Below are 13,411 nucleotides of genomic sequence, written 5' to 3' on the forward strand. Positions count from 1 at the left end.
GTTGTCGCTGGCGAATACCGCGCTGATCGCGCACACGCAGAACCTCGACCTCGTGATCCGGCACGTGCTGGCCGGGCTCGGGCACGGCATTCATGCCGGCCGCGAGCGCGGTGCGGGTGTCGAGTTCTCGGAATACCGGGCCTACGCGCCTGGGGACGAGTGGCGGCGCGTCGACTGGAAACTGCTGGCGCGCGCCGACCGCTACTTCGTGCGCGAAGCGGAACGCGACAGCCATGTCGCCGTCTGGCTGGTGCTGGATGCGTCGGCCTCGATGGCGGAGCCCAGCCGCAGCGTGGAAAAACTCGACAAGCTGCATTACGCGCGCATGCTGCTCGGCTGCGTGGCCGCCATCGCCCAGCGCCAGGGCGACGCCTTCGGCCTGGTGGTGCTGGGCGAGGGCAGGGTGCAGTTCACCCCGGCCTCGCGCGGGCCGCGCCAGCTCCAGCGCGTGCTGGCCCAGCTGCAGCGCGTCGAACCCAGGGGCGAGCTGCCGGATGCCGACACCCTGCGCGCCAGCCTGCACTTCGCACGCGCGCCGAGCGCCATCTTTGCCGCCAGCGACCTGCTCGACTGGCCCTCGCCGCTCTCGCAGGCGCTGACCCGGCTGCGCCAGATGCGCCACGACGTGCGCGTGCTGTGCCTGCAGACCCAGGCCGAGACCGACGTCAGTTTTTCGCCGGCGCTGGCTTACCGCGACCCTGAACAGGACGCGGGCGTGTTCCGTTTCGGCGCCGACCTGAAGGACGGCTACCGCCGCAACCGCGAGGAACACTTCGCCGCGGTCACGGCCGCCTGCCGCAAGAACGACATGCCGTTGACCCAGGCTGCCATCGAGCAGGCGCCGGTCGAGGTATTGCGGCGCTGGCTGCGCCGGCCGGGAGGACGTCCATGAACGGCCTCTGGTGGCTGGGCCTCGCCACGCTCGCCTTGCCGATCTGGTGGCACCGCAAGAAGCGAGAGCAGCACAAGGCGGAGCCGCTGGCGACCGCACGCTTCCTGCCGCGCGCCGAGCCGCGCCAGACCCGCGTGTGGCGCTTCAGCGATCCGCTCCTGCTGCTGGTGCGCTGCCTGCTGCTGGCCGCCCTGGTGGCCTGGCTGGCCGACCCGGTGTTCCCATGGCGCGGCGACACCGTCGTCATCGCCGAAGGTACCGACCCGGCCTGGGCCGAGCGCCAGGCCGCGCAGGCGGGACTGGCCCAGGCCGAGCGCGTCGCCATGCCGGCGGCGCAAGCCATCGCCTGGGTCCGCACCCACGAGCGCGAATGGAAGCCGGACGCGCGCCTGCTGGTGCTGGGCGACATCCCGATGCCGGCCACGCTGCCGGCCTTCGGCCGCACCGTCGAGCTGCACACCTTGGCCAAACCGCCGGCAAAGACCGAACGCCACGTCTATATCGACAGCGAGCGCCTGCAGGAGTGGCGCCGCCTGTTCGCCGCGCTCGACGGCCCGGAACGGGTGATCGTCGATGCGGCGCCGGGCGCCAGGACCGAACTGATCGTCTGGGACCGGACCGGCGCGCCGCCGGCCGCGATGCGCGCGCCGCTCTGGTGGGTGCTCGACCCCGCCGCCTTCCCCGAAATGAGCAAGGCGCGTGAAGCCGGCGGCGTGCTGCACGCGGACAGCGCGCGCGGCCGCCTGTGGCTGTCGAAGTCCTGGCCGCCGCGCGATCCGGACGCCGCGCGGGCCCTGATCGAACACTGGCAGCAGGTGCACATCGGTCCGCGCCACTACACGATGCCGTCGCGCGTGTTCGCCGCCTCGAAGGATGCGCGTGCGCCCGAACCGAGCGGCGCCCTGCGCGACATGCTGCTGGCCGCCCTGGTGGCCCTGTTTGTACTGGAAAGGTTATTGACGCATGCAAGAAGGCGCTGAGATCGTCCGGCGCGTCTGGCGCGCCGCCCAGCTGCGCCGCCTGCCGCTGTGGGTGGGCGGAGCCTTGCCATGGCTGGCCGTGCCGTCCGGGCCGGGGCTGCTCGCCTGGGCCGGCTGGTGCGCCTGGGACTGGGCTAAGCTGCGCCGCCGCGTCAACCACGAATGGGACGCCTGGCTGGACGGCGCCGTGCCGGAGATGGAGGACAGCTCGGCATTGCTGGTCCATGCCGAGACTCCCGTCGCGCGCTTGCAGCGCCAGCGCCTGCTGGACCGCCTGGACGCGAGCGTCACCGCGCCCCAGCTGCGCGGCATCGCCAAGGGCCGCATTTCCGCCGGTATGCCCATCCTCCTGACCAGCGCCGTGCTGGCCGGGATGCTGTGGTTCGCCGGACAAGGCAAGCAGCCGGCCGCCGGCCAGCCGCTGCAGCCTGTGTCCGCCGCGCTGGCCGCGCCGCTGTCGCCGCTCACCGTGCGCCTGGCTCCGCCGGCCTACACGGGCGTGGCCGCCTCGGCATGGGCGCCGCGCGACTTGCAGGTCCCGGAGCAGACGCTGGTAGCCTGGTGCCTGAAGGATGGCGCCTCCAACACCGACAGCATCGAACTGGGTAATGGTCAGGTACTCAAGCCCGGCAAGGACTGCGTGCAATGGCTGGCCACCGAATCGGTGCTGTGGCGCTGGCGCGGCCAGCGCTATACGCTGCGCGTGATTCCGGACCAGCCGCCCGAGATCACGATCACGGCGCCCAGCCAGATGGTGGTCGAGCTGCCCGAGAACGCCGCCACGGCGGGAATGGGCGTCAAGATCCGCGACGACTATGTGATCAAGCGCGCGACCCTGCACATGACCCTGGCGCGCGGCAGCGGCGAGAACGTGCGCTTCACCGACCGTGAAATGCCGCTGCCGTCCTCCAGCGATCCGAAACAGCGCAACTGGTCCAAGCAATGGTCCCTGGCGGAGCTGGGCATGGAGCCGGGCGACGAGCTGTACTTCTTCGTGCGCGCCACGGACAACGCCTCGCGCCCGCACACCGTGCAATCGCCGACCTACACCCTGCGCCTGCCGGCGCCGCCGGGCGAAGCCGAGGAAGAGAGCGCGGCGATGCCGATGCTGGTCAAGCCGCAGAGCCTGCGCAGCCAGCGCCAGATCATCATCGACACCGAGCAGCTGGTGGCCGATATGCGCAGCACGAAGATGAGCGAAGAAGCCGTGCGCGACCGCAGCCAGAAGATCGCGGGCGACCAGGGCATGCTGCGCCGCCGCTACGGCCAGTTCCTGGGCGAGGAATCCTCGCTGTTCGCCGACGACGAGGGCGGCGAGGAGCACGGCGACCACGACGGTGAAGAGAAGCAGGACATCCTGCACCAGTTCGGCCACGCCCACGACGAATCCGAGAACGCCACCCTCTACGACGAGGAAACCAAGAAGGTCCTGCGCCGCGCCTTGTCCGCCATGTGGGACGCCGAAAAGGCCCTGCGCGCCATCGCGCCCAAGACCGCACTGCCGCCAGAGCACAAGGCGCTGGAGGCGATCAAGGAGCTGCAGCAGGCCGAGCGCGTCTACCTGCACAAGACCGCCTTCACGCCGCCGCCGATCAAGGAAGAGAAGCGCATGACCGGCGACATGGATGGCACGGCCAGCTACCGCCGCGAGCAGGGCGGTCCGGACCAGCCGGTGCCGGACGAAGTGCGCGCCCTGGTGCAGTCTCTGTCGAACGACGGCCCCTTGCCGGCCTTGTGGACCCGCACCGCGCACGACTGGGTGCGCGCGCGCCTGATGGAGGACGAACAACGCCTGTCGGCCCAGCGCGCGATCCAGGACGTGGCCGACGGCTGCACGAGCTGCCGCCCGGTGCTGCGCGCCTGGCTGCGTGCCGGCGCGGGGCAGGGCCAGGTGCTGCTGCAGGCCCGTCCGAGCGTCGAGACGCCCTTCGTGCGCGGCTGGCGCGAGGGTATCCACGAAAGGAGCAAGCCATGAACAACCAGCCCCTGATCGCGGCCGTCGCCCTTGCCGGCGTGGCGAGCGCTGGTCTTTACCTGTGGCGCCGCAAGTGGCTGGATGCGGTGCTGGTGGCCATCGCCGCCGGCGCGCTGGGCTTGTTCGCCGCCGACCTGCGCGTTCCCGGCGAAGGCGGGCGCACCCTGGCGCTCGATCCGAAGGCGCTTCCGTCTTCGATGGAAGGCATCCGCGCGCTCACCCTCAAGGGCGACGGCCTGCGCGCCGCGCAGTGGAACGACCTGCCGGCGCGACCGCTCGCCTGGGACATGCCGCGCGGCGGCAGCCTGCGCCTGGACTTCCCGCGCGAAGTCGCCCTGGGACGCATGTTCACCCTCAGGGTCCAGCGCGAGGACAAGGGCGAGGCGCGCCTGGAACTGCTGGCCGAAAATGGCCAGGTGCTCGCGCAAGGCAAGGGCAACGGCGACCTGTCCGCCGAATGGCTGCCGCCGGTAGCCGAGCCGGTGGTGCTCAAGGCGCGCCTGCTCGATGCGAAGGATAAGCTCATCGCCGAGGGCCCGGTTCCCTTCATCGTGCACGATCCGGCCATCCTGCAGGTACAGGGCCGCTTCGGCGCGCCCTCGTTCGACCTGCGCGCGCTGAACGAGCTGCTGGTGGGCAGCGGCGCGCTGCTGGACTGGCAAGTCATGCTCAGCCGCGCCGTAACCCGCACCGAAACGCCGCGCGAGGAGATGGCGGCGCCGAACCTGATGGTGATCGACGCCGCCTGGTTCGAGCGCGCCGGCGCAGGGGAACGCGCGGCATTGCTGGCGAAAGTAGGCCAGGGCATGCCGCTGCTGGTCCTGGGTGGGAATGCGAACGATCCGGGCGTCTGGTTGCGCAGCTTGCAGCTGCCCTTGCAGGCGCAGCCGGCCGGGCGCAAGATCGGGGCGCCGCTCGAGCTGCCGGTGGCGCCGCTGGCGCCCGGCGCACGCGCGGCAGGACCATGGACCGGCTCGGACGGCGTCGTGTGGACGCGCGACTGGCAAAAGGGCCGCATTGCCTGGCTGGGCGTGACCGAGTGGCACCGCCATGCGATCGGCGAGCCGCGCGCGCTGGCGCTGTGGTGGCAGGGTGTGCTGGACAGCCTCGGCATCGCATTGAAGCAGCAGACCGAGTGGCTGGCTCCCGGCGAGATGCCGCTGCCTGGCCAGCGCCTGGAAGTGTGCGCGCGCGGCGTTAGCGGCGAAGTGGCCATCCCGGACCTGAAACAGACGCTGGCGTGGCAGCGCCGTGCCGACCGTGCGGATGCGTCCTGCGTGGCCGTGTGGCCGCAGAAGACTGGCTGGCTGCGGGTCGTGGACAAGAAGGCCGGCTCCCACGCGATCTACGTGTACGCGCCGGCCGACTGGCCGCAGTGGCAGGCGGCCCAGCGGCGCGACGCGACGCTGCGTTACGCGGCGCGCACGCCGGCTGCGGCGGGAGAGGGACCGACACGCGCGCTGCCGGCCTGGCCTTTCGCGCTGGTCTTCGTCCTGGCCATGCTGGCGCTGTGGTGGCGCGAGCGCCGTTAAGAGGAACAAATTCAATGGCAACCGAACGTCATTTCGTCGATTACGTCATCGAACAGGCCGGCCTGGGCGACCGGCTCACCTGCAAGAAGCTGTTCGGGGAGTTCGCGCTCTACCTGGACGGGAAGGTCGTGGCTTTCGCCTGCGATAACAGCCTGTTCATCAAGCCTTCCCAAGCCGTCGAGACGCTGGCGCCCAACCTGCCCAAGGGGCCGCCCTATCCGCAGGCGAAAGACTTCCCGATCGCCGACGAGCTGCTCGACGATCCTGACGCACTGCGGCGCCTGATCCTGGAAACGGCGGCGCTGATGCCGCCGCCGAAAGAGAAGAAACCGGTCAAGCGCTGAACAGGGAGCCTGCTACATGGCAGGCGGCTGGCCAGCCAGGTCCCCGGCGCGCGTCAAGGTTTGCCCGAGGGGGGAAAGCGGCCGATGCCGTATGCCCAGGTGATCCAGCTCCGCAATATAGGCCGCTTGATAGGCGCTGTGCAGGATGCTCCTGGAGACGATATATTTTTTATCGCCGGTCGATTTCCACCGATCGAAGAGCATCTCCGCACCGGACCACATGCGCTGGATATGAGCAAGAAGGAGCGGGCTGTTGCGGATGGCCTCCCAGGCGTCCGGATGCTCGATCCTGACCTTCTTGAGGTAAGCGAGCGTGTACAGCATGAATTCGGCTGTCCCGCCCAGATTGCCGTCGAATGCGTCGAACTGCACCGAGCGCTTATACAGGGGCGAACCGATGGCGTTCACTTCCGTCCTTGCTCCTTCAACGTAGGCATTGAACTCGTCCAGTAGCGCACGAAAATCGTTTGCCGGGTTCGTGCCGAGCCTCACAAAATAATTCTGGTATCGGCTAAGCGGAGACATTTTCAGCTCGTCGGGAACGTAGGACGCGGCAGTGGCGTAGGGAGGACTGCCGGTGGAGCGATATTCGGTATTCCAGCGGACGCCTTCGAAATAAAAGCTCGCACGCCCCCGATTGCAGTTGGTCAGCCTTGTGTTCAGCGTATGGCTGGTTTCGTGGACCGCCATCCCGACAGTATAGATGTCGATGGAACCGGTCATCCTGATCCACCATAAGAATTCCTCGGGCATCGTGTTGAAGAGGGCGTTTGCGGAATCGCCTCCTTCACGCACTGCCGCTTCGACCACGCCGACATAAGCAGGTTCTTTACTTGCCATGCTCGCGCCGATGATGATGTCCTTGCATTTGAGATCGCTATAGGCAGGCCTGAGGCCCAAGGCCGGGATCTCTTGATGGACATCGCCGGCCCAGGATTGCAACGGAGCGAACATCGCCAGCGAAACAACGAGGTGTTTGAAATTCACGAGGAACGGCTTCATGCGTAGTTTCTACCACTATGGATCGGTCAAGAGCGCGAATTTAGCATTCTCGAGCGAGAAAAACTAAACATATCTCTCCTGCATAGCTGCCCGGGACGCCAGGGCGATGTACTCGCCTTCGATCGGCCGCTCCGCAGCACACGTGGTGTCCAGCAGGCTACTGCTGGCATCCAGGCGCTGGAGCGCGAAGCCAAGGCCGGACAGAAAGCCTGCCAGCTTCGGGCCCGCCATGCCCGAGAGGAAGGGTTCGCCCCGCCATCTCAGCCAGGCGTCGACCAGGCGGCCTTGCCGGCGGAATCCGGGGCGCCCGTCCGCAAGCGGCTCGAACCAGGTGAACGCCACCTGGCTGTGCGGCGCGGCCGCGGCCAGCTGCGCAAACAGCGCACGCACGGCCTCGAGCGGCATGTACATCAGCAGCCCTTCCGCAACGAACAAGGTGAAAGCGCCTTCGCGGAATCCTGGATGGGCTTTCAACAGGGGAGCAAGTTCCTGCTGCGCCAGGTCGGCCGCGACGAAACCGATGCCGCTGCCTCGGGCGGCCTTGCGCTTTGCCGGCTGCGTGGCAGGGTGATCGATTTCGATGCAGCACAGGTCCGGGCGCGCCGCCTTCAGCTCCATGCACAAGGTGTCGAACCCGGCGCCGAGGACGACCACTTGCGTACACCCCGCAGCCAGGGCGGCCTGCGCGTGCTGGCGCAGGATCTGTTTGCGCAGCGCATAGTGCAGGAAAACACCCGGGAGGGTTAGGCGCTCGAACAGCCTGCACAGGCGCCGAAACCATGGCCGGTGCAGCAGGCCGGACAGGCGCGGATGCGTGCGGCGCAGCAGGCGTTCGCCGAAGTGCTTCGCATCGGAAGGTGGTGTGGCCAGCTGAAGTCCCGCCGCGACAATCAGCGCCGTATTGCTTGGCTTCCCTGTCTTCATGCCGCCAGGTCCTCCGGTGCGCAGGCAAACAAGGCGGAATAATGCCGGTACCAGTTGCTCTGGAAGCGCTGATGCGGGTCGTAGCGCCGTTTCGCATCGAGAAACTGCGCGAACTGCGGATAGCAGGCGTGCACCTGGTCCGCCCTGGCGGCCCGCGAGTAGGTGAGGTAAAAGCTGCCGTCGCGTGCGATGGCCATGTCGATCAGCCGGCGGAAGGCGGCATGGGTCGCATCGACGCCGTCCGCGGTGTGCGGCGTGTGCAGGTTGAAGATGACGCAGGCGTAATCCTGGCGCGCCCACGGGAGGAAGCTCTCGGTGTCGCGCTCGATCAGGCGTATGGTCCCGTAAATGAGGTCGACGCCGTGCTGCCGGAAGTCGCGCGCGGCCTCGCGCATGAAGTCCACCAGGCGATCGCGAGGCACATAGATCTCGCCGATCATCTCGGAGCCGCAATGTCCCAGTCGCGCGTCGAGGTCGAGGTGGTAGCCGTCCAGATAGGTGCTTTGCTGCAGCCGGTCGCTGCGGTAAAGCTGGCCGTCCGTCGCCAGGTAGTGGCGCGCGTAGCACTCGAACGCCGTGCTCTTGTCGGTGTGCGCCAGCTGCAGCAGATGGCGCCAGTCCTGTTCCGACAGTTCCCTGTTCGCACTGTCGGGCGGCGTCGCTACACCGACCGGCACATAGCACGAGAACACGCCGCGCTGCATGAAGTCGCTGCTTTCCGGATCGATGGCGAACTGGAAGTCGCCGAATGCATGGCCGCCGGCGATGCGTTCCGCGAATGCCGGCATCAGCTCGTCCAGTTCCAGCAGCGTCACGTCGCGCCGCATTGTCTGGCTTGGCGCAAGACGAAGGGTCACGCTGGCGATGACGCCAAACAGGCCATAACCGCCGATCGCCAGGGCGAACAGTTCGCCATTGCTGGTGCGGCTGCAGTGCCGGACCTCGCCGTTCGCATCGACCAGGGTAAAGGCTTCCACGTCGTCGATGAAGGGACGCATGCGCAGGCCGCGTCCATGGATGTTGGCGGAAAGGCAGCCGCCCAGCGACAAGCGGTCCGCCCCGGTCTGCTTCTGGCGAATACTCCAGTGCCGCCCATGCGGCGCCGCTGCGCTGTCGAGATAGTCGATCAGTTCGGGCCACTCGATGCCGGCTTCCGCTTCGATCAGTCCGGCGGCGGCGTCGAAAGCCAGCACGCGGCGCATCTGCCGCATGTCGAGCTAAACGGCGTCGGCGGCGAATTGCTGGCCCCCCATGGCATGCCGCCCGCCGCAGATCGCCAGCGGCAGGCCCTGGCGCGCGGCATCTGCGACGAGGGTGCGGATCTCGGCCACGCTGCGAGGCTGGTGGATGTGCGCCACGCGGGTTGCGTTCAGCGCGGAGTGAATGTCGTTGACGAGTGAGGAGGATCGAAGTGAGCACATGGCATGTCTCCAGAGGTGGGAGTACAGCCATTATTGGCAGGCCCGCTGTCCTGCGTTAGCGCATTCTTGCGGGTAGCGTTCGATGCCACCGGAGGTATCGCCAACTGCCCTCGAATACCCGCCGTAGGTCAGCGAAAGTGCTCGGCATCCGGAGGCGGAACCACCCACCGGTGCATGCGCTCCTCATAGACGGAAACCGTCGGGGCAGGGAAGTCGGGATCGGCAAACGCGCCGACCGGAATCCCCACATAGCCATCCATTCCCCTGATGTCATAGTAGACGGTCGCGCCGCATTGCGGACAGAAGTGGAAGGTGGCGCCCGGGCCTTCGTCGCCAACGCGGGTGTAGGCCGTCGATTGGCCGCTGACGGTCAGGTGCTCACGCAGGAACCTGGCCTGCTGTCCGAAGACGCTGCCGGTGCGGCGCTGGCAAGCCAGGCAGTGACAGATCGAGATGCGAACAGGTTCGCCCGTGACGCGCGCCGAAAGCTGGCCGCAACTGCAAGCTGCAAGTCGAGTTTCCAATTGGTCCTCCGTGGTTCTCATATTGCCCGCAGCCGGCTGTCCCTGAATGTCAGCAGGGCCTTGGCGATGTACAGCACGATCAGCGCACCCGCCAGGTCGCCGACGCACATGACAAAGAAGCCCAGCAGCAGTTCGTCCTTATTCTGCAGGATGAACCAGATATGGTGAAGCGCGGGACTGGCGATCGCGCAGCCAAGGGCGCAGACCAGCAAGCGCGCTGGGGTCAGGTTCCGCAGCGAAGACTGGAGCCCGTATTCCCGCTGCGCGATCAGGTACACCAGATAGGGCCCGGCGGCGCCCGCGATCGTCCCGGCGAATGCGCGCGCGACGTCGCCAGGAAAGTAATACCAATAGCATGCAAACCAGCCGGTGATCAGCAAACCGACCGCCCCGGCCCAGCCGAACAGCAGGGTGCACAGCAGGCGGGTCCCGGCGGGAATATAAATCCAGCCGATGCCCTGCAAAAACTCCGCGCGGCGGAAGAACAATTCGTTCAGCACCATCACGGCGCCATGGAGGAAGATCGTCCCCACGATCATATAAAGACTGATGCGGAGCTGTGACATCGGCTGCTTCATTCCTGCCTCTGTTGCGTTGATGAGCTACCCGGCAGCTTCGGCCCCAGGACCTGGCTCTGCCGGCCTCAGTGTAGGGCCAGCTTGTTCTCACGGCAAGCCCTTGGCGGCACCGCCAGGCTGCGTGCGGTGCGATGAAAAAAGCCCGCGCTGCCGGCAGGCGGCAGCGCGGGCATCGCGGCTAAGCCGGTTCGATCAGAAGGTGTAGTCGGCCTTCACGTAGAACGAACGGCCGTTGATGCCGAACGGGCAGGTTTCCCAGCAGTGGGTGAAGCCCAGCTGCGGGAACGGCGCCGCCTTGACCGGATCCCACTTGGTCGGGTAGGTGTCGAACAGGTTGTTCACGCCGGCGCTCAGGCTCAGGTTCTTGTTGAACGCGTAGCGGCCGGTCAGGTCGACGATCCACTTCGCATCCCAGGTCTGGATGAAGCCCGGGGTGAAGCCCTGGCCCTGCACTTCGCCGAAGTAGTTGGCGCGTGCGGTCACGTTCCATGGGCCGGTGGTGTAGTCGGCCGCCAGCACGTGGTGCTTGCGCGGCTGGCCGCGCTCGATCAGGGTCACCTGGGTGTCGTCGAACAGCTGGGTGCCGCTCAGCACCGGCGACTGCGAGTGGCGGTCGTCCACTTCGGTCTTGTTGAAGCCGAGCTGGCCGGACAGCACCAGGGTCGAGCCCTGGAACTTGAGGGTCTGCTGGGCCACCAGGTCGAAGCCGGTGGTGGTGGTGTCGATCGCGTTGGTGAAGAACTGCGCCTGGCCCACGCGCAGCGGATCCAGGATCGCCTTGATCGGGCAGGCCGCAGCGGTCGCGCAGGCGCCTGTCTCCGGCGAGATGTTGCTGGAGAAGACGATGCGGTCGTCGATCTTGATGCGGTAGACGTCGGCGGTCACCGACAGGCCCTGGGCTGGGCGCAGGATCGCGCCGAAGCTCATGCTCTTCGAGGTCTCTTCCTTCAACGGCTCGATGCCGAAGGCGCGGGTGACGGCGCTGTTCTCGCGCGCGGTCAGGGTCTCGGTCAGCACGCCGGCGGCGTTCAGGTTGGTCGAGACCGAGCTGTAGAACTTCTGCTGCACGCCAGGCGCACGGAAGCCGCTCGACAGCGAACCGCGCAGGCCGAGGGTGCGGCTCGGATCCCAGCGTGCGCTCAGCTTGCCGGTGGTGGTGCTGCCGAAGTCCGAGTAGCGCTCGTGGCGCACGGCGGCGCCGGCCGAGAAGGTGTCGCCCCACTTGCGCTCCAGGTCGAGGTAGAGCGCGGTGTTGTGACGGCCGTCGTCCACGGCGGTGCCCGGGGTGTAGCCAGGGAAGCCCTGGATGCCCGAAGCGGCGATGCCGCCGTTCTGGTTGAGGATGGTGACGGCCGGGTTGTTGGTGCGGCCATACTGGTAGGAGACCGGGTCGCCCGCTTCGATCTCGTAGTTATCCTGGCGCCATTCGAAGCCGGTGCCCACGTACAGCGGGCCGCCCATGACGTCCACCGAACCCTTGAAGTCGAGGTTGAAGGTGGTCTGGTCGAACTTCAGGGTGCCGGTGTCGGCCTCGGTGGGCGAGGAACCGTTCTCGTAGTAATAGCTGACGTTGATCGAGTTCCGCTCGTGGAACTGGAGCTGGCTGCGGCCGTGGGTCAGGCTGATGTCGGCGCTCCAGTCGCCGGCCAGGTCGTGGCGGTAGCCGGCCGAGATCGAGGCGTCCTTGACGGTGGTGATGATGTTCGGCAGGAAGCCATTCGGGTAGACCGCCGGCACGTTGCGGTCGTCGCCCGCCGAGCGGTAGAAGCCCGAGGAATCGCCCTTGCGCTTGGAGGCGCCGCCGAAGGTGTAGAACTCGCCGCCGGCCACCGGCAGGGCGGCGTTCATCCACAGGTAGTAATCCTTGGCGTCCGAGTCGCCGATGCGCTGGGTCACGCGCGGCGGGTTCACGCGCAGGCTGTCCACGCCGGCGCGGTTGGTTTCCTCGCGGTCGCGCGCTTCGGCCGACAGGTTCAGGTAGCCGCCGTCGGCGCCGAGCGCGAAGCCCTTGTGCGCGCTCAGCGAGATGGTGTCGCCGTCGCCCTCGTCGGTGGTGCCGGCGCTGGCGCTGATGGCGCCCTGGTTGCCCTTCTTGAGGATGATGTTGATCACGCCCGAGATCGCGTCCGAGCCGTACTGCGCGGCCGCGCCGTCGCGCAGCACTTCGATCGACTGGATCGCCGACAGCGGGATGGCGTTGATGTCGGTACCGGCCGAGCCGCGGCCGATGGTTTGCTGCACGTTCACCAGCGCCTGCTGGTGGCGGCGCTTGCCGTTGACGAGCACCAGCAGCTGGTCCGGCCCCAGGCCGCGCAGGGTCGCCGGACGGATGATGTCGGTGCCGTCGCTGATGAAAGTCGAGGTGAAGTTGAACGAAGGATCGAGGTCCTGCAGGATCTTGCCGAGTTCCAGCGAACCCGCCGACTGCAGATCCTTGGAATTGATCAGGCCCACCGGCACCGCCGTGTCGAGCGCGGTCTTGGCCTGGGTACGCGAACCCAGCACCACGACCTGGGCCACGTTTTCTTCGGTTTGCTGCGCAGCTACAGGTGCCAGTGCCGCCATGAGGGCGGACGCCAACAGGGCGCGTTGTGGCAGTTTCTTCTTCGTCATCCTCAATCCTTTTGCGTTGTGTTTTGTTTTCTCGTCCAGATTACTAAGACGCAATTTAATATTAACAACGAGTTATACGAAAGAAAGCTTTTGTTATCCAAAGTGGTAAGTACAAATGTCTCTTCCTTGCATAGATGTAGCGCAAAAGCCACGTATCGGGGGCCTTAGCGCTGATTTATGCCGTGGGAATGGAAGGAGGCCAACAAAAATTTCGTGGCGGTAAGGTGGGTAGGTGCACAAGGACTTGTTACGTTCGCTAACAACTCTCTCAATAGTGCGCGAAAAGAAGGATATACGATGAACAACAAGCCGGTACCGAAATCGGGGGGTATCCGGCCAGGCGGGGCATTGCTCCGCCGCCCTGGATTTGCCGTCGTGCCGCCTGGACGGACGACATCGGCAGTATTTGTTTTTTGCAGCCACATCATGACTCAGCGACGAACAGACGAGCGCAGCGCGCTTGCCACCGAATATGCGTTGTTTCTGGCCGAGACACGCGGGATCAGCGCGGGCATGGTGTACCTCGACAGCTGCAACGTCTCCCGGGAGATCCTCCTGCGCGCCTTGCAGGATCCCGGAGCCCGTCGCAGCAAGGAGCGGCGCCAACAGCGGAGAAACGACTAGCA

General features: G+C 66.7%; 13 protein-coding genes. 6 read left to right on the forward strand and 7 right to left on the reverse strand.

Annotated features, from left to right (window positions below):
* Window position 1: 1 nt before the first annotated feature.
* Genes KBW95_RS01790 through KBW95_RS01810 form a run of 5 tightly spaced genes read left to right on the forward strand, consistent with a single transcriptional unit; the run spans window position 2 to window position 5,723 of the window.
* The gene (locus tag KBW95_RS01790) at window positions 2-892 is read left to right on the forward strand and encodes a DUF58 domain-containing protein (protein ID WP_211524861.1); all 891 of its coding nucleotides are present in this window, start codon (window positions 2-4) and stop codon (window positions 890-892) included.
* Window positions 889-1,872 (forward strand): BatA domain-containing protein, encoded by a 984-nt coding sequence (locus KBW95_RS01795; RefSeq protein WP_211524860.1) that lies wholly within the window; start codon window positions 889-891, stop codon window positions 1,870-1,872. The genes KBW95_RS01790 and KBW95_RS01795 overlap by 4 nt, the downstream gene beginning before the upstream one ends.
* Window positions 1,856-3,847, forward strand: coding sequence for a DUF4175 family protein (locus KBW95_RS01800; RefSeq protein ID WP_211524859.1), 1,992 nt, complete (start codon window positions 1,856-1,858; stop codon window positions 3,845-3,847). The genes KBW95_RS01795 and KBW95_RS01800 overlap by 17 nt, the downstream gene beginning before the upstream one ends.
* Window positions 3,844-5,379, forward strand: coding sequence for a hypothetical protein (locus tag KBW95_RS01805; protein ID WP_211524858.1), 1,536 nt, complete (start codon window positions 3,844-3,846; stop codon window positions 5,377-5,379). The genes KBW95_RS01800 and KBW95_RS01805 overlap by 4 nt, the downstream gene beginning before the upstream one ends.
* Window positions 5,380-5,393: 14 nt before the next feature.
* Window positions 5,394-5,723 carry a TfoX/Sxy family protein gene (locus KBW95_RS01810; protein ID WP_211524857.1) on the forward strand — a complete coding sequence of 110 codons (330 nt, stop codon included), beginning with the start codon at window positions 5,394-5,396 and terminating at the stop codon, window positions 5,721-5,723.
* 12 nt (window positions 5,724-5,735) lie between these two features.
* On the opposite strand, the gene KBW95_RS01815 is transcribed toward KBW95_RS01810, so the two are convergent.
* The 7 genes from KBW95_RS01815 to KBW95_RS01845 all read right to left on the reverse strand — a co-directional run bounded on the left by KBW95_RS01815 (window position 5,736) and on the right by KBW95_RS01845 (window position 12,785).
* Window positions 5,736-6,725, reverse strand: a complete 990-nt coding sequence (locus KBW95_RS01815) for a hypothetical protein (protein WP_211527350.1) — start codon at window positions 6,723-6,725, stop codon at window positions 5,736-5,738.
* 63 nt (window positions 6,726-6,788) lie between these two features.
* Window positions 6,789-7,649, reverse strand: coding sequence for a class I SAM-dependent methyltransferase (locus KBW95_RS01820; RefSeq protein WP_211527351.1), 861 nt, complete (start codon window positions 7,647-7,649; stop codon window positions 6,789-6,791).
* The gene (locus KBW95_RS01825; protein ID WP_211527352.1) at window positions 7,646-8,860 is read right to left on the reverse strand and encodes an FAD-binding oxidoreductase; all 1,215 of its coding nucleotides are present in this window, start codon (window positions 8,858-8,860) and stop codon (window positions 7,646-7,648) included. The genes KBW95_RS01820 and KBW95_RS01825 overlap by 4 nt, the downstream gene beginning before the upstream one ends.
* 6 nt (window positions 8,861-8,866) lie before the next feature.
* Window positions 8,867-9,070 carry a hypothetical protein gene (locus KBW95_RS01830; RefSeq protein WP_211527353.1) on the reverse strand — a complete coding sequence of 68 codons (204 nt, stop codon included), beginning with the start codon at window positions 9,068-9,070 and terminating at the stop codon, window positions 8,867-8,869.
* Between the two features lie 128 nt (window positions 9,071-9,198).
* On the reverse strand, window positions 9,199-9,594 hold the full coding sequence (locus KBW95_RS01835) for a GFA family protein (RefSeq protein WP_211524853.1): 396 nt from the start codon (window positions 9,592-9,594) through the stop codon (window positions 9,199-9,201).
* Window positions 9,595-9,611: 17 nt separating this feature from the next.
* The gene (locus KBW95_RS01840) at window positions 9,612-10,172 is read right to left on the reverse strand and encodes a hypothetical protein (RefSeq protein WP_229429484.1); all 561 of its coding nucleotides are present in this window, start codon (window positions 10,170-10,172) and stop codon (window positions 9,612-9,614) included.
* Window positions 10,173-10,364: 192 nt separating this feature from the next.
* Window positions 10,365-12,785, reverse strand: a complete 2,421-nt coding sequence (locus KBW95_RS01845; RefSeq protein ID WP_211524852.1) for a TonB-dependent siderophore receptor — start codon at window positions 12,783-12,785, stop codon at window positions 10,365-10,367.
* A 297-nt stretch (window positions 12,786-13,082) separates the two neighbouring features.
* On the opposite strand from KBW95_RS01845, the gene KBW95_RS01850 reads away from it, so the two are divergent.
* On the forward strand, window positions 13,083-13,409 hold the full coding sequence (locus KBW95_RS01850) for a hypothetical protein (RefSeq protein ID WP_211524851.1): 327 nt from the start codon (window positions 13,083-13,085) through the stop codon (window positions 13,407-13,409).
* Window positions 13,410-13,411: the final 2 nt, after the last annotated feature.

The organism is Massilia sp. ZL223 (genome assembly GCF_018119395.1).
Taxonomy (GTDB): domain Bacteria; phylum Pseudomonadota; class Gammaproteobacteria; order Burkholderiales; family Burkholderiaceae_D; genus Telluria.

Bases quoted from the DNA above. Each gene is read 5' to 3' on its own strand.
- KBW95_RS01795 (WP_211524860.1), top strand. From the start codon at position 889: ATGAACGGCCTCTGGTGGCTGGGCCTCGCCACGCTCGCCTTGCCGATC.
- KBW95_RS01800 (WP_211524859.1), top strand. From the start codon at position 1,856: ATGCAAGAAGGCGCTGAGATCGTCCGGCGCGTCTGGCGCGCCGCCCAG.
- KBW95_RS01805 (WP_211524858.1), top strand. From the start codon at position 3,844: ATGAACAACCAGCCCCTGATCGCGGCCGTCGCCCTTGCCGGCGTGGCG.
- KBW95_RS01810 (WP_211524857.1), top strand. From the start codon at position 5,394: ATGGCAACCGAACGTCATTTCGTCGATTACGTCATCGAACAGGCCGGC.
- KBW95_RS01815 (WP_211527350.1), bottom strand. From the start codon at position 6,725: ATGAAGCCGTTCCTCGTGAATTTCAAACACCTCGTTGTTTCGCTGGCG.
- KBW95_RS01820 (WP_211527351.1), bottom strand. From the start codon at position 7,649: ATGAAGACAGGGAAGCCAAGCAATACGGCGCTGATTGTCGCGGCGGGA.
- KBW95_RS01825 (WP_211527352.1), bottom strand. From the start codon at position 8,860: ATGCGGCAGATGCGCCGCGTGCTGGCTTTCGACGCCGCCGCCGGACTG.
- KBW95_RS01830 (WP_211527353.1), bottom strand. From the start codon at position 9,070: ATGTGCTCACTTCGATCCTCCTCACTCGTCAACGACATTCACTCCGCG.
- KBW95_RS01840 (WP_229429484.1), bottom strand. From the start codon at position 10,172: ATGAAGCAGCCGATGTCACAGCTCCGCATCAGTCTTTATATGATCGTG.
- KBW95_RS01845 (WP_211524852.1), bottom strand. From the start codon at position 12,785: ATGACGAAGAAGAAACTGCCACAACGCGCCCTGTTGGCGTCCGCCCTC.
- KBW95_RS01850 (WP_211524851.1), top strand. From the start codon at position 13,083: ATGAACAACAAGCCGGTACCGAAATCGGGGGGTATCCGGCCAGGCGGG.